Annotated in this window: 14 protein-coding genes; 2 read left to right on the top strand and 12 right to left on the bottom strand. The window is 70.0% G+C overall.

Annotated features, from left to right (window positions below; genetic code table 11):
• Positions 1–125: 125 nt before the first annotated feature.
• The 9 genes from AB0333_RS13640 to AB0333_RS13600 form a co-directional block, all read right to left on the bottom strand.
• The gene (locus AB0333_RS13640; protein WP_366219210.1) at positions 126–1,058 is read right to left on the bottom strand and encodes a GNAT family N-acetyltransferase; all 933 of its coding nucleotides are present in this window, start codon (positions 1,056–1,058) and stop codon (positions 126–128) included.
• Positions 1,012–2,175, bottom strand: coding sequence for a flavodoxin-dependent (E)-4-hydroxy-3-methylbut-2-enyl-diphosphate synthase (ispG, locus tag AB0333_RS13635; protein WP_366219209.1), 1,164 nt, complete (start codon positions 2,173–2,175; stop codon positions 1,012–1,014). Before ispG ends, AB0333_RS13640 begins: the two co-directional genes overlap by 47 nt.
• A gap of 69 nt (positions 2,176–2,244) precedes the next feature.
• Positions 2,245–2,994, bottom strand: a complete 750-nt coding sequence (locus AB0333_RS13630) for a hypothetical protein (protein WP_366219208.1) — start codon at positions 2,992–2,994, stop codon at positions 2,245–2,247.
• Positions 2,995–3,218: 224 nt separating this feature from the next.
• Positions 3,219–3,533 (bottom strand): YciI family protein, encoded by a 315-nt coding sequence (locus AB0333_RS13625; RefSeq protein WP_366219207.1) that lies wholly within the window; start codon positions 3,531–3,533, stop codon positions 3,219–3,221.
• Between the two features lie 14 nt (positions 3,534–3,547).
• Positions 3,548–4,927 (bottom strand): site-2 protease family protein, encoded by a 1,380-nt coding sequence (locus tag AB0333_RS13620; RefSeq protein ID WP_366219206.1) that lies wholly within the window; start codon positions 4,925–4,927, stop codon positions 3,548–3,550.
• Entirely contained in the window at positions 4,921–6,144 is a 1,224-nt protein-coding gene (gene dxr / locus AB0333_RS13615) for a 1-deoxy-D-xylulose-5-phosphate reductoisomerase (protein ID WP_366219205.1), read from the bottom strand. The genes AB0333_RS13620 and dxr overlap by 7 nt, the downstream gene beginning before the upstream one ends.
• Positions 6,145–6,293: 149 nt before the next feature.
• Positions 6,294–7,919: a cation acetate symporter gene (locus AB0333_RS13610; RefSeq protein WP_366219204.1), complete on the bottom strand. Its 1,626-nt coding sequence runs from the start codon at positions 7,917–7,919 to the stop codon at positions 6,294–6,296.
• On the bottom strand, positions 7,916–8,332 hold the full coding sequence (locus AB0333_RS13605) for a DUF485 domain-containing protein (RefSeq protein ID WP_366219203.1): 417 nt from the start codon (positions 8,330–8,332) through the stop codon (positions 7,916–7,918). The genes AB0333_RS13610 and AB0333_RS13605 overlap by 4 nt, the downstream gene beginning before the upstream one ends.
• A 119-nt stretch (positions 8,333–8,451) precedes the next feature.
• A complete protein-coding gene (locus AB0333_RS13600) occupies positions 8,452–9,624 on the bottom strand; it encodes an acyl-CoA dehydrogenase family protein (protein ID WP_366219220.1) in 1,173 nt (390 codons plus the stop codon).
• 190 nt (positions 9,625–9,814) lie between these two features.
• Here AB0333_RS13600 and AB0333_RS13595 point away from each other — a divergent pair, with 190 nt between their 5' ends.
• Positions 9,815–10,420, top strand: a complete 606-nt coding sequence (locus AB0333_RS13595; protein WP_366219202.1) for a TetR family transcriptional regulator — start codon at positions 9,815–9,817, stop codon at positions 10,418–10,420.
• Between the two features lie 73 nt (positions 10,421–10,493).
• A complete protein-coding gene (locus AB0333_RS13590) occupies positions 10,494–10,958 on the top strand; it encodes a GNAT family N-acetyltransferase (RefSeq protein ID WP_188803562.1) in 465 nt (154 codons plus the stop codon).
• A 19-nt stretch (positions 10,959–10,977) separates the two neighbouring features.
• Here AB0333_RS13590 and AB0333_RS13585 read toward each other — a convergent pair whose 3' ends face one another.
• The 3 genes from AB0333_RS13585 to pdhA are packed head-to-tail and all read right to left on the bottom strand — an operon-like array spanning position 10,978 to position 14,613.
• On the bottom strand, positions 10,978–12,411 hold the full coding sequence (locus AB0333_RS13585) for a dihydrolipoamide acetyltransferase family protein (RefSeq protein ID WP_366219201.1): 1,434 nt from the start codon (positions 12,409–12,411) through the stop codon (positions 10,978–10,980).
• A gap of 1 nt (position 12,412) precedes the next feature.
• Positions 12,413–13,474, bottom strand: a complete 1,062-nt coding sequence (locus AB0333_RS13580; protein WP_366219200.1) for an alpha-ketoacid dehydrogenase subunit beta — start codon at positions 13,472–13,474, stop codon at positions 12,413–12,415.
• Complete coding sequence (gene pdhA / locus AB0333_RS13575) at positions 13,471–14,613, bottom strand: pyruvate dehydrogenase (acetyl-transferring) E1 component subunit alpha (RefSeq protein WP_366219199.1); 1,143 nt, start codon at positions 14,611–14,613, stop codon at positions 13,471–13,473. Before pdhA ends, AB0333_RS13580 begins: the two co-directional genes overlap by 4 nt.
• Positions 14,614–14,714: the final 101 nt, after the last annotated feature.

The raw sequence follows: 14,714 nt of genomic DNA, 5'->3' as shown, positions 1-14,714 counted from the left end.
GCTGCCGCCCCGGGTCAGTACTACCCCGTCCTCGCCGACCCTGACCCTTCACACTCCGCGGGTCATCAAATCACTACCGACCCACGCACCTAGGGGCTGACAACACGGCGCCTACAACAAGGGGCCTACAACAAGACCGTGGCGAAGGTGCCGGCCTGCTCGAACCCCACGGTTCGGTAGGTGCGCAGGGCGGCGGTGTTGAAGCTGTTGACGTAGAGGCTCACCAGGGGTGCCGTCTGGCGGGCGTACTCCGTCACGGCGGCCACGGACGGGGCGGCCAGGCCCTGTCCGCGCTGGCTCGGCTCCACCCACACCCCCTGGATCTGCGTACAGCTGGCGGAGACCACGCCGAGATCGGCCTTGAAGCGGACCCGGCCGGCGTCGTCGAGATCCACCAGGGACCAGCCGTTGCGGATCAGGTCCTCCACACGCAACCGGTACTGCACCGCCCCGTTCTGCAGGGGCGAGAACCCGAGTTCCTCCTCGAACATCGCCACGCAGGCGGGCAGCACCACCGGGAACTCCTCGGGGCGGGCCGGACGGACCCGGGGCGAGGGCTCCACCGCGGGGCGGCCGCGCAGGACCATGAGGGGCTGGTCGTCGCGGATCTGGCGGGCCCGTTGCGGCCCCCGGGACAGCTCGTCCCAGAGCGGAAGCACCGCCTCACGGGGGCCGTACACCGAGGCGAAGCGGCGGTGCAGGGCGGTCAGCGCCACCCCGAACAGGGCCCCGGCCTCGGCGGTCGCGCCGATGGGGACCACGTTGGCACCCACCCAGCAGGCGGCCTCCAGCTCGGCCGGGCGCCCGGCCGTCACGGGGGTCGCCTGCGTGAAGATGCCGAGGAAGAGAGGGCCCCCGGAGTGGGCCGGCGTGGCGTCGCGCCCCTTCTCGAGGATGGACTCCACGAAGCAATTCGCCACCGGGTCGACGGCGGCCAGGGCCGTGAGGGCCGTGGTGTCCGCGTGGTTCAGGACCCGGACGGCCCCGCCGGTGGCCCGGCGGACGACGTCGTCAGGAGACGGAGACCACGGGCGGGCCCTGGACAGGATTCTGACCATCAGTACCCTCGCTGCTTTCCTCCAGGCCGGACTCGGCCGCGATCCGGCGGGCCTCGAACAGCAGCGTCTCCACGATCTCGTCTTCCGGAACCGTCTTGACGACCTCGCCCTTGATGAAGATCTGGCCCTTGCCGTTGCCGGAGGCCACGCCGAGATCGGCCTCGCGGGCCTCGCCGGGCCCATTGACCACGCAGCCCATGACGGCCACGCGCAGCGGGACCGTCAGGTCCTTCAGGCCCTCCGTGACCTCTTCGGCCAGGGAGTACACGTCCACCTGGGCACGGCCGCAGGAGGGGCAGGAGACGATGTCCAATCGGCGCTCGCGCAGGTTCAGGGACTGCAGGATCTGCAGACCGACCTTGACCTCCTCGACCGGCGGGGCGGACAGGGAGACGCGGATCGTGTCCCCGATGCCCTTGCCGAGGAGGTAGCCGAAGGCGCTGGCGGACTTGATGGTGCCCTGGAAGGCGGGCCCGGCCTCGGTGACACCGAGGTGCAGCGGCCAGTCGCCCTGTTCGGCCAGCAGCTCGTAGGCGCGGGCCATGATCACCGGGTCGTTGTGCTTGACCGAGATCTTGAAGTCGCGGAAACCGTGCTCCTCGAACAGGGAGGCCTCCCACACGGCGGACTCGACGAGCGCCTCCGGGGTGGCCTTGCCGTACTTCTTGAGCAGGTCGGGGTGCAGCGAACCCGCGTTGACACCGATCCGGATGGAGGTGCCGTGGTCCGAGGCGGCCTGGGCGATCTCCTTGACCTGATCGTCGAACTTCCGGATGTTGCCGGGGTTCACGCGCACGGCACCACAGCCGGCCTCGATCGCGGCGAACACGTACTTCGGCTGGAAGTGGATGTCCGCGATCACCGGGATGGTGGACTGCTGCGCGATCACCGAGAGCGCCTCGGCGTCTTTGTCCGTGGGGCAGGCCACCCGGACGATGTCGCAGCCAGCCGCGGTGAGCTCGGCGATCTGCTGGAGGGTGGCGCCGATGTCGTGCGTCTTCGTGGTGGTCATCGTCTGCACCGAGACCTGGTGGTCCGAGCCCACCCCCACTCGGCCCACCTGCAACTGCCTCGTCTTGCGGCGAGGTGCCAGGACGGGCGGTGGTGCGGCGGGCATGCCAAGACTGACGGGCACTGACGACTCCTGTGGGGCTGATCGGGGTACGGGGGTTCCGTTCGCCCCAGTCTACTGGTACGAGACGAACCAGGGCTGGGGTGAGACCTCCGTCATGGTCCGCTCCGGGGTGAAGGTCGGCGAGTCCTCGTCGATGAAGTTCTTCCACCCCAGGCGCATCCCGGACGGCAGGTCCTTCTTCAGCGAACGCCACGTCCCCTGCTTTTGTTCCGCGGACCCGTTGCCGTCCGCATGCACCATGAGCACCAGTCCGTCCCGGGCCTGCACGTCCTGCCGGTCCGGGATCATCCGGGCCTGGAACTGATGCAGGATCACGAGCTTCTCCGGCAGATCGTGCTCGGCCACGAGTTCCGCGAGCCAGGCGGTGGTCTCGTTGACCTCGGCGGCGGAGACCTGCCCGATCTGCTCCATGTGCTGCTGGCCGGGCTGTAGCCGCCATTCCGGGTCCAGCGCCAGCCCCACGTGCGGCTGCAGCAGCAGTTCCTCGAAGGCCTGCGCCTGAGTGGTGAAGTCCTGGTTTCCGGGTTGCAGGTCCAGGACCACGTAGGTGTCCGCCTGTCCGGCGGCCTCCACCCAGTCGGTGAGCTGGTCCCGGTCCACGTAGGAGGTGTAGTCCCCCGTGGGGCCCGGGGACGAGGTCGCCACGGTGGAGATGATCTCGAAGGCCGGGATCACCGGCTCCTCGCTGAACGGCTGGTAGTCCGCTGCCAGAGCGGCAGCCCGCTCCAGGGCCGCATCCACGTCCTGCTCCCCGAGCAGGCCCAGGGAGCCGGCCCCGGGCGTGCCGTACAGCGCCACCATGCGGCGGCCCGGGAACAGGGTGGTCCCCCCGCCGGGAAGCTCCGGCGTCGGCGTCGGGGTGGGCGTGGGGCTCGGGGTCGGAGTGCCCGACGACGGCGCCGCACCCGCGCCGGTGGACCCACCTGCACCCGGCTCCGGGGTGGGGGTGCAGGCGGTCAGGACCGCGGCGGCGCCGGCGGCGGTGATTCCGGCCAGGGAGGTCAGGACGCGGCGGCGTTCGATACTCAGGCCCCGTCCCCGCGGAGGGCGGCCGCCTGGTCACCGACAGCACACGACCATTCGTGGACCTCGGTGGAAGCGATCAGGCCGTGCTTCTGGAAGGGGTCGCCGGCCAGCAGGTCCCGGACGCTCTCACCCGTCTCGGACTTGACGAGCAGCAGGGCCGCCGTCGGATCGTCCACATAGGCGCCCGCGGCCACCATGGCCGGGCCCAGGGAGCCCAGGAAGTCACGGTGGGCGGCGCGGTGCACGTCGCGCTGGTCACCGAGCCCGGGGACGTAGTGGTACTGGACGGCGAAGATCTTCTGTGGTTCAGACATGGGGCCAGCCTAAGTCAGAAGATCCGGATGGGATCCACGATGTCCGCCACGATCAGCAACAGGCCCATCCCGAGCAGGGCGATCCCGACCACGTAGGTCAGCGGCAAGAGTTTGGCGATGTCGAAGGCCCCGGGATCCCGGCGCCGGGTCAGCTTGGCCCACCCGCGGCGCAGCGCCTCCCAGAGCGCCCCGGCCACGTGACCGCCGTCCAGGGGCAGCAGCGGGATGAGGTTGAACACCATCAATGCCACGTTGACCCCGGCCACCAGGGAGAGCAGCAGGGAGGCCTTGTCCGCCAGCGGCACGTCCTCCAGGGCGGCCGCCTCACCGGCGATGCGGCCCACGCCCACCACGGACATCGGCCCGTTGGGATCACGCTCCTCCGGACCGAAGACGGCCACGGCCGTCTCCCAGAGCTTCACCGGCAGCACCACCACGACGTCGGCGGTCGCCTTCAGCTGCTGCCCCATCACCGGGAAGGTCTCGGTGATCGGCTGCGGCACGTTCTGGACCTCGGAGCCCATTCCGACGAAGCCGACCTCCTCCGTCCGGGTACTGCCGTCCGGATTAGCCTGTGCACGGCCGCTGGAATCGGCGACCGGCCGCTCGGTCAGCTTCGGGGTGATGGTCCCGGACTGCTCGGCCCCGTCACGGTCCCAGGTGATGGCCGTGGGCTCACCGGCCCGCTCGCGGATGGCGGAGGACAGCTCATCCCAGTCGTCCACGGGGCGGCCGTTGAAGGCGGTGATGGTGTCCCCGGGCTCCAGCCCGGCCTCGAAGGCCGGCGCGGCCGGGTCGCCGGGCTGGCAGGTCTCCGTGGCCCCCGGCCCGGCTGCCTCGCCGGCGGCCCGCTCCTGCTGGACGGCGGCCGGCAGCACGCACTTGAACACCTCGGAGACCGTGGTCGTGGCGGTGGCCACGCCCGTGGTGGTCACGAGGATGGCGGTCAGGGCGAAGGCGATGACCAGGTTCATGAACGGCCCGCCGAGCATGATGACGATCCGCTTCCACACCGGCAGCGAGATGAACGTGCGCTTCTCGTCCCCCGGCCGCAGTTCCTCGGCGGACATCTGACGGGCGTCGGTGGCCATCTGCTGGAACAGGCCGGTACTGGCACTGCGCGGCCGTTCGCCCTGTTCCGGGTGCTCCGGAGGGTACATCCCGACCATGGAGACGTAGCCGCCCAACGGGATGGCCTTCACCCCGTACTCGGTCTCCCCCTTCGTGCGGGAGAACACGGTGGGGCCGAAGCCGACCATGTACTGCGTGACGCGGACGCCGAAGAGCTTGGCGGGCACCAGGTGCCCGACCTCGTGCAGGGCGATCGACACGGCGATGCCGACGGCCACGGCGAGGACGCCGATGATGAACCAGAGGATTTCCACCGTCACCACCGGGCCTGTGCTGTGGTGCGGGCCCACTGCTCGGCGGCCGCGAGCGCCTCGACGCTCAGGTCCTGGCCGGCCAGCACGACGTCCGGGTCATAGTCCCCCACGACGGCGCGAACAGTGTCCACGATCCCGGTGAAGCCGATCCGGCCGGCGTGGAAGGCCTCCACGGCCTCCTCGTTCGCGGCGTTGTAGACGGCCATGTGCGTGGCGGAGGCACCGGCCGCCTCCTTGGCGAGCCGCACCGCGGGGAAGGCGTCCTCGTCCAGGGGTTCGAAGGTCCAGGTGGCGGCCCGCGTCCAGTCCAGGCCGGGGGCGGAGCCGGGGACGCGGTGGGGCCAGCCGATGCCGAGGGCGATCGGCAGGCGCATGTCCGGCGGGGAGGCCTGGGCGATCGTGGAGCCGTCGGTGAACTCCACCATCGAGTGGACGATCGACTGCGGGTGGACGACCACGTCGATCCGGTCCAGCGGAAGGTCGAAGAGCAGGTGGGCCTCGATCACCTCGAGGGCCTTGTTCACCATGGAGGCCGAGTTGGTGGTGACGACCTTGCCCATGTCCCAGGTGGGGTGGGCCAAAGCCTCGGCCGGAGTGACCCCGGCGAACTGGTCCCGGGTCCGGCCGCGGAACGGTCCTCCGGAGGCGGTGACCACCAGGCGCCGGACCTCCTCGGCGGCCCCGGAGCGCAGGGCCTGGGCCAGGGCGGAGTGCTCGGAGTCGACCGGAAGGAGCTGACCCGGGGCGGCGGCCTGCTTGACGAGGGCCCCGCCGACGATGAGGGATTCCTTGTTGGCCAGCGCGAGCAGATGGCCGGCGTGCAGCGCCGCGAGCGTGGGGGCCAGGCCGATGGACCCGGTGATGCCGTTGAGCACGACGTCGGCGCCCTCCCAGGCGGCGACCTCGGCCGCCGCGGTGGGCCCGGAGAACAACTCCGGGGAGGGCGCGGGCACCCCGGCCTGCTGGGCCGCGGCGGCGATGGCCTCGCCGAGCTCCCCCGTGGTGGCGGTGGCACTGCCGACCGCGCCGGCGCCCGTCTCCACGGCCTGGCGGGCCAGGAGGGCGGTGTTGGACCCGCCGGACAGACCGGCGACGGTGAAACGCTCCGGGGCAGCGGTGATGACCTCGAGTCCCTGGGTCCCGATCGAGCCGGTGGAACCGATCAGGGTGACGCGGCGGATGCGGGTGGGGCCGGCGTCGGGCAAGTACAGCGGTTCGGAAGTCACCGCTCCATTATGGCTGGACGAACTGGGAGGTCACTGCACCCCGGTGAGTCTTAAAGCCTGTGCGGGCAGAGATCGACGGTACGACGCGTACCGTCGATCTCTGCCCGCACCACGCTGGGGGTCAAGGACCGGGAAGGTCCCGGGTGGGGCTAGTGGTCCACCGCCTTCTCGGCGCCGATGCCGGTCAGGGAACGCACCTCCATCTCGGCCTGCTTCTCCGGGTTCTCAGTGCGCTTGTCCAGCTTGGAGCCGATGAATCCGAGGAGGAAGGCGAGCGGGATGGAGACGATGCCCGGGTTCTTCAGCGGGAACCAGGCGAAGTCGGCGCCGACGATCATGGACGTCTCCGTGCCGGACATCACCGGGGAGAAGACGATCAGCAGGATGGCGGCACCCAGGCCGCCGTACATCGACCACAGGGCGCCCTGGGTGGTGAAGCCCTTCCAGAACAGCGAGTACAGGATGGTGGGCAGGTTGGCGGACGCGGCGACCGCGAAGGCGAGTGCCACCAGGAAGGCCACATTCTGCCCCTGGGCACCGATGCCACCGATGATGGCCAGGACGCCAATGACCACCACGGTGCGGCGGGCGATCTTGACCTCCTTCTCCGGAGTGGTCTTGCCCTTGGCCAGGACGTTCGCGTAGATGTCGTGGGCGAACGACGCGGCCGCGGTGATCGTCAGGCCGGCCACCACCGCCAGGATGGTCGCGAAGGCGACGGCGGAGATCAGGCCCAGCAGCAGCGGTCCACCGAGTTCGAACGCCAGCAGTGGTGCCGCCGAGTTCACGCCACCCGGCGCGTTCTCGATCCGCTCCGGGCCGATGAGGGCACCGGCGCCGTAGCCCAGCACCAGGGTGAACAGGTAGAAGGCGCCGATCAGCACGATCGCCCAGACCACGGACTTGCGGGCCTCCTTGGCGGTCGGCACCGTGTAGAAGCGCATCAGCACATGGGGCAGGCCGGCGGTACCGAGCACGAGGGCCAGACCCAGGGACAGGAAGTCGAGCTTGGTGACCTCGCTGATGCCGTACTGCAGGCCCGGGTCGAGGATGGCCTCGCCCTCCGGGCTGAGCTCCACGGCCGCACCGAGCAGGGCGGAGAAGTTGAAGCCGAACAGCGCCAAGACCCAGATGGTCATGATGAAGGCACCGGCGATCAGCAGGCAGGCCTTGATGATCTGGACCCAGGTGGTGCCCTTCATGCCGCCCACGAGCACGTAGACGATCATCAGTGCGCCCACGATCGCGATGACCACGGACTGGCCCAGCCGCTCGTCGATGCCCAGCAGCAGGGAGACGAGCGCTCCGGCGCCGGCCATCTGGGCCAGCAGGTAGAAGAGGCAGACCATCAGGGTGGCGAGCGCCGCCGCGATGCGGACCGGCCGCTGCCGGAGGCGGAAGGACAGCACGTCGGCCATGGTGAACTTGCCGGTGTTGCGCAGCAATTCGGCCACCAGGAGCAACGCCACGAGCCAGGCCACGAGGAAGCCGATCGAGTAGAGGAAGCCGTCATAGCCGTTGATGGCGATGGCTCCCACGATGCCGAGGAAGGACGCGGCCGAGAGGTAGTCTCCGGCGATCGCGGTGCCGTTCTGGGTGCCGGTGAACGACCGGCCGCCGGCGTAATAGTCGGCCGCGGTCTTGGTGTTCTTGGAGGCCCGCAGGACGATGATGAGGGTGATCGCGACGAAGAGGCCGAAGATCAGGATGTTGAGCCACGGCTCGCCGACGTTGGTGCCCTCGGCGCTGGCAGTCAGGATGGGAAGGGTATTCACTTCTGGCCTCCGTCGGTCGGCTCATCGATCGGTGCGCCGGAACCGGAGAGGCTCTGGTTGGCGATGCTCGGGTCCAGAGCTTCGAGCTCCTCGCGGATGGCCGTGGACTTGGGGTCCAGCTTCTTGTTGGAGAAGGCCACATAGAGTCCGGTGATGACGAAGGTCGAGACGAATTGCAGGAGTCCGATCACCAGGCCCAGATTGATGTTGCCGAGGACTCTGATGGACATGAACTCCGGGGCGTAGGCCGCGAGGATCACGTACAGGAAGTACCAGACGATGAAGACCACGGTCCACGGGAAGACGAAGCTGCGATGGGTGCTCCGCAGCTCCTGGAACTGTGGCGACGCCTGAACGGCGCGGAAATCGACGTGACCGTTGTCGGCCAGGTCCGGGTGTGGTGTTGAAGACACGTATCCCCCAGTCAGTGTGGTGCCCGCAGGCTACCGGCGAGTATGACCCGGCCATCCTAAGCGCTCAGTGATACAGATCACAGCCTTTCGGGCAAATCCGGCACCGGTGTCGCACGAGGTCAGAGCCCGAGTGAGCGCGCGATCAGCATGAGCTGGACCTCGGTGGTGCCCTCGCCGATCTCCAGGATCTTCGAGTCGCGGTAGTGGCGCGCCACCAAGGACTCGTTCATGAACCCGTAGCCGCCGAACACCTGCGTGGCATCTCTCGCATTGTCCATGGCCGCCTCTCCGGCGACCAGCTTGGCGATGGCTGCCTCCGTCTTGAACGGCTTGCCCGCCAGCATCTTGGCCGCCGCCTCGTAGTACGCCAACCGAGCCGAGTGGGCCCGCGCCTGCATCCGGGCGATCTTGAAGGACACGGCCTGGTTCTTGCCGATGGCCTGCCCGAAGGCGGTCCTCGTCTTCGCATAGGCAATCGATTCGTCCACGCACCCCTGGGCCGCCCCCGTGGACAGGGCGGCAATGGCGATGCGCCCCTCGTCCAGGATCGAGAGGAAATTGGCGTAGCCACGGCCCCGTTCGCCCAGGAGGTTGGCCTCCGGCACCTCGACTCCGTCGAAGAACAGCGGGTGGGTGTCCGAGGAGTTCCAGCCCATCTTGTCGTAGGCACCGCCCACGGTGAACCCGGCCGTGCCGGAGGGCACCAGGAGGGTGGAGATCTCCTTGCCCGGACTGCCGTCCGGCCCCTTCCTCGCCTCGTTGGCGCCGGTCACCGCCGTGACGGTGACGAGCCGGGTGATGTCCGTGCCGGAGTTGGTGATGAACTCCTTGGCCCCGTTCACGGTCCACGTGCCGTCGGCCAGGGTCGCCGTGGTCTGGGTCCCCCCGGCATCCGACCCGCCGTTGGGTTCGGTCAGCCCGAAGCCGGCCAGGGCACGGGCGCTCACGAGGTCCGGAAGCCACGCGTCCTTCTGCTCGGCGGTACCGAAGCGGTACACCGGCATGGCCCCCAGGGACACCCCCGCCTCCAGGGTGATGGCGACGGACTGGTTCACCCGTCCCAACTCCTCCAGGGCCAGGGCCAGCGCGAAGTAGTCACCGCCCATGCCGCCGTACTCCTCCGGGAACGGCAGGCCGAACAAGCCCATCTCCCCCATCTGACGCACGATCTCGTAGGGGAACGCGTGACGGGCATCCAAATCCGCGGAGACCGGCGCCACCACCTCGTCGGCGAAGTCCCGGACCGTGCCGACCAGGTCCCGGTAGTCCTCGTCGAGTTCCGGTCCGGCCAGACCGGCGGCGTGCTGGGTGGAGCTCATGGCGTGTCCCATCTGAGTAAATCGTGATTAACTGAAACAATGATGTGATCGTAGACACCGCGGCGCCCGCTGTCCACCGCCGGGCGGCCCGGCCCCACCCGGCCGGACTCGAGACCGCCCCGGTACCACCGCCAGCCCCTCCCACCGACATCGCCAGGACGCCATGACCTCCGAACAGACCGCCCGTGCCGCCGCCAAGGCCGATCGCCGGCAATCCCTGCTGGCGGCCGCCGCCCGGTTGTTCGCCGACCGGGGCTTCACCTCGGTCCGGCTCGAAGACCTCGGTGCGGCCTGTGGTGTCAGCGGCCCGGCGGTGTACCGGCATTTCCCGGGTAAGACCGCCGTCCTCGGCGAGCTGCTGCTCCAGGTCAGCCAGGACCTGCTGGACGGTGCCCACCGGGTGGCCGGCAGCGAGGACGGAGCCCAAGCGGCCCTGACCGCCCTCGTGCGCTTTCAGACGGACTTCGCCCTGTCCCATCGTGACGTGATCGCCGTGCAGGGCCGGGAGATGCGCCATCTCGAGCCGGACGTGCGAGCCGAGGTGGTCCGGCTTCAGCGGGACTACATCGAGGTCTGGGCGGGCCAGCTGGAATTGCTGCACCCGGACGAGGACCACGGCACCGCGGTCTTCCGCACCCAGGCGGCCCTCGGGCTCGTGAACTCCACCCCGCATTCGGTGCGCCGTTCCCCCTCGGAGCAGCGGGGACGGCGCACCCTGCTGGAGGGGATGGCCCTGTCCGCGCTCCTGGCTGGATCCGAGGCCCGCTAGTATTCCGCGTACAGTGTGAGCGAGGGCCACCGTGGTTCAGGCCCCACCCCGTGACGAGGAGGTCACCATTTCCGTGCAACTTCGTGAAGTCCGGTCCGAGGACCTGGACTACTTCTTTGAGCACCAGCAGGATCCCGAGGCCAACCTGATGGCCGCTTTCGCCCCGCGCAGTCCCCAGGACCGCGGCGTGTTCGACTACCACTGGTCCCGGTTGCTCGAGGACCCCGCCACGAAGGTCCGGACCATCGAGCAGGACGGCCAGGTCGCCGGGGCCGTGGTGGTCTCCGGCATCGGCGAGGAGCCGGAACTCTCCTTCTGGACCGCCCGTGAGTACTGGGGCCAGGGCATCACCACCTCCGCGGTGGACGCCCTGCTGGAGGCCTTCACGGACCGCCCCCTGCGGGCGCACGTGCCGGCGGACAACATCGGCTCGCAGAAGATCCTCACCCGCCGCGGCTTCTCCGTGGTCGGCGAGGACAAGAACTTCTCCAACGCGCGGTCCGAGGTGGTCACCGAGCTCATCATGCAGCTCGGCTGACCACCTCGGCTGTCCCGCTCTAGAACAGCGCCAGTGCCAGGCCCGGACGGGCCAGCACCGCGCCGACGTCGGCCAGGAACCGCGAGCCCTGCTCGCCGTCCACCAGCCGGTGGTCGAAGGACAGGGACAGCGTCATCACCTGGCGCAGCGCGATCTCACCCCGGTACTCCCACGGCATCCGCCGGACCTGCCCGATGGCCAGGATGCCGGCCTCCCCCGGATTGATGATGGGGGTGCCGGCATCGACGCCGAAGACCCCCACATTCGTCAGGGTGAAGGTACCGCCAGAGAGCTGTCCCGGCGTCAGCTTCCCCTCCCGCGCCACCGCCGTCAGCTCGGTCAGCCGGATCGCCAGCGAGCGCAGATCCAGGGCCTGGGCGTCCTGGAGGTTCGGCACCATGAGTCCCCGCGGAGTGGCCGCGGCGATGCCCAGGTTCACATAGTTCTGCCGGATGATCCGCCCACCCTCCCCGTCCCACCGGGCATTGAGTTCGGGCGTGCGCTCCAGCGCCAGGCAGGCCGCCCGGGCCACCAGGGTGAGCGGGGTGAGCTTCAGCTCCCGGAAGTCCCGCCGCTGCCTCAGTTCCTGCAGTAGGTCGACGGATTCGGTGACGTCCACGGTGAGGAACTCCGTCACGTGCGGCGCCGTGAACGCGCTGGCCGTCATGGCGGCGGCGGTGGCCTTGCGGACCGAGCGGATCGGCTCCTCTTCCGTGCGGGGCCGGCCGCCGAGGGTGCGGACACCACCGGCCGCTGCCTCGGCGGCGGTCTCCGGTCCGGCCTCGGCCAGGGCGTCCGCCCCGGACGGACCGCCCGACGCCGGCCGCGCACCGTCCGCGGCGGCCGTGACATCCTCGCGCGTCACCACACCCCCTGCTCCGCTGCCCGTGAGCACGGCGAGGTCCACCCCGAGGTCGCGGGCGAGCTTGCGGACCGGCGGGGTGGAACGCGGGCGCTCGAACGTGAGTGGTGCCGTCGCGCCGGCCGGCACGGGACTGGGCACCGGCTCGCGCACCGACGATGGCGAGCCGGACGGCTGGGCTGCCGGCGCCGGATCCGGCGCCGCGGGCCGCCCCGCCCGGGCGCGACGGGCGGGGCGCCCGGCCCCCTCCACGGCCGCGCCGTAGCCGACCAGCGTCGGCACCCGGCCGTCGGGCAGGGACGAGGAGCCGGCGTCGGGCCCCGGGGTGCTGTCGGTCTTGTCAGGTTCCGCGCCGGGCAGGTCGAAGGAGATGATGGGGGCACCGACCTGGATGACGGCCCCGGGATCCCCGTGCAGTGCGGCGATGGTGCCGTCGAAGGGGCTGGAGAGCTCGACGACCGCCTTGGCGGTCTCCACCTCCGCGAGCACGTCGTTCACCGCCACCGTGTCACCGACGGCGATCTTCCAGGTGAGCAGCTCGGACTCGGTCAGGCCCTCGCCGAGATCGGGCAGGTTGAAGACCTTGAGCATGTCAGGCTCCTGTCGTGGGGTCGGACGTGGAACCCAGGGGCACGGGCGCCGCGAAGGGGTCCAGGGAGTCGAGCGAGTGCGGGCGGCCCAGGGCCCGGTCCACGCCGTCGAGGATGCGGTCCAGGTCCGGCACGTGGTGATGCTCGAGTTTGGCTGGCGGGTACGGGATGTCGAATCCGGTGACCCGCACCGGCGCGTGCTCCAGCCAGTGGAAGCAGCGCTCGGTCACCGTGGCCGCGATCTCGGCGCCCAGCCCCCCGGTGCGGGAGGCCTCATGGGCGATCACGAGCCGTCCGGTCTTGCGCACGGAGGATTCGATGAGCCCGAAGTCGATCGGGGACAGCGACCTCAAGTCGATCACCTCGAGGGAGGCCCCGTCCGCGGCCTCCGCCGCCTGCAGACACGTCTTCACCAGCGGACCGTAGGTCACCAGGGTGACGTCGGATCCCTCGGTGGCCAGGGCGGCCGGACCCATCGGACGCAACGGCGCCGCCAGATCCACGGGGGCCTTGTCATGGTAGCGGCGCTTCGGCTCCAGGTAGACCACCGGGTCGTTGCTGGCCACGGCCGCGCGGATCAGATCGAACCCCTCCTGCGGCGTGGATGGCGAGACGACCCGCAGCCCGGCCGTGTGCACGAAGTAGGCCTCCGGCGACTCCGAGTGGTGCTCCGGCGAGCCGATGCCGCCGCCGAACGGGATGCGGATGGTGATGGGCATGGTCACGGCCCCGTGGGTGCGGTGGAAGAGCTTGGCGACCTGGGAGACGATCTGGTCGAAGGACGGGTAGACGAACCCGTCGAACTGGATCTCCACGACGGGACGGTAACCCCGGTAGGCCAGGCCGACGGCGGTGCCCATGATGCCGGACTCGGCCAGGGGCGTGTCCACCACGCGGTCCTCGCCGAACTCGTCCTGCAGGCCGTCGGTGATGCGGAAGACACCGCCGAGCCGGCCGATGTCCTCGCCCATGAGCAGGACGCGCGGATCCTCGGCCAGGGCCGCACGCAGGCCGGCGTTGATGGCCTTGCCGAAGGTGAGGGTCTCAGCAGCGGTGCCGGTCATCGCGCACCCGCTTCCAGCTGCGGCCCGTCGAACTGCTCCAGGTAGAGGCGGTAGTGCTCTCGTTGACGCTCCAGCTCGTGGTGTGGCTCCGCGTACACGTGGTCGAACAGCTCGGCCGGCTCCGGATCGGTCAGGGCGGCGACGCCGGCCCGCAGCTCGGCGGCCATGGCATCCGCCGCGGCGGTGGAGTCGGCCCTGACGGCCTCGAGGTCCTCCCCCAGCTCGGCCAGGTGCTTCTCGAGCCGGTCGATGGGGTCCTTGGCACGCCACGCCTCCACCTCCGCGGCGTCCCGGTAACGGGTCGGATCGTCCGCGGTGGTGTGTGGACCCATGCGGTAGGTCACCGCCTCGATGAAGGTCGGACCGCCTCCGTTGCGGGCCCGCTCGAGGGCGCGGCGGGTGGCGGCCATGACGGCGAGGACATCGTTGCCGTCCACGCGCATGGCGGGGATGCCGAAGCCCCAGGGGCGGTCGGCGATGTGGCGTTTGGCCTGCAGGCCGACCGGCTCGGAGATCGCCCAGTGGTTGTTCTGGCAGAAGAACACCACGGGGGCGTGGAAGCTGGCGGCGAAGACCATGGCCTCATTGACGTCGCCCTGACTGGTGGCACCGTCGCCGAAGTAGCCGATGGCCGCCGCGTCCGTGCCGTCCCGGGTGATGCCCATGGCGTAGCCGACGGCATGCAGTGCCTGCGCGCCGATGATGATCTGCTGGGCGGCGAAGTTGTGGTCCTGGGGCTTCCAGCCGGCGAACGTGGCACCACGCCACAGGCGGACCAGGCCCAGCGGATCGATGCCCCGCAGGTAGGCCACGCCGTTCTCGCGGTAGGAGGGGAAGACGTAGTCGTCGTGCTGCAGGGCCACGGCCGAACCGGCCTGAGCGGCCTCCTGCCCCAGCAGCGGGGGCCAGAGGGCGAGTTCTCCCTGGCGCTGGAGGTGTGTGCACTCCGTGTCGATCCGGCGGATGAGGGTCATGTCCCGGTGCAGGGAGGTCAGCATAGCCGGGGTGACGTCCTCGAGCCAGGGGTCAAGGTCGTGGTCCGGACGGCGATGGCCCTCCGGGCTGAGGACCTGGAGCAGGTCGGGTTCGGGGACGTGGGGCATGCCGGTGGATGGGGGAATCAGGCTGGTGGATCCCATGGTGACCTCCTCGTTCAGGCCCGCACCGGGTGGGTGCCGTGCCATTGCCGTGGACGCGGTCAGGGTGTCGACCGCTCTCCTGTGATGCTAGTCACAGCGAC

The sequence above is a fragment of the Citricoccus sp. NPDC079358 genome (genome assembly GCF_040702545.1).
In the GTDB taxonomy this organism is placed as follows: Bacteria; Actinomycetota; Actinomycetes; order Actinomycetales; family Micrococcaceae; genus Citricoccus.
The sequence above is the reverse complement of the archived record's forward strand: the minus strand, read 5'-3'. Positions and strand labels throughout refer to the sequence as shown.

Coding starts and splice junctions, on each gene's coding strand:
- AB0333_RS13640 (WP_366219210.1), bottom strand. CDS start 1,058: ATGGTCAGAATCCTGTCCAGGGCCCGCCCGTGGTCTCCGTCTCCTGAC.
- AB0333_RS13595 (WP_366219202.1), top strand. CDS start 9,815: ATGACCTCCGAACAGACCGCCCGTGCCGCCGCCAAGGCCGATCGCCGG.
- ispG (WP_366219209.1), bottom strand. CDS start 2,175: ATGCCCGCCGCACCACCGCCCGTCCTGGCACCTCGCCGCAAGACGAGG.
- AB0333_RS13630 (WP_366219208.1), bottom strand. CDS start 2,994: ATGGTGGCGCTGTACGGCACGCCCGGGGCCGGCTCCCTGGGCCTGCTC.
- pdhA (WP_366219199.1), bottom strand. CDS start 14,613: ATGGGATCCACCAGCCTGATTCCCCCATCCACCGGCATGCCCCACGTC.
- AB0333_RS13585 (WP_366219201.1), bottom strand. CDS start 12,411: ATGCTCAAGGTCTTCAACCTGCCCGATCTCGGCGAGGGCCTGACCGAG.
- AB0333_RS13625 (WP_366219207.1), bottom strand. CDS start 3,533: ATGTCTGAACCACAGAAGATCTTCGCCGTCCAGTACCACTACGTCCCC.
- AB0333_RS13580 (WP_366219200.1), bottom strand. CDS start 13,474: ATGACCGGCACCGCTGCTGAGACCCTCACCTTCGGCAAGGCCATCAAC.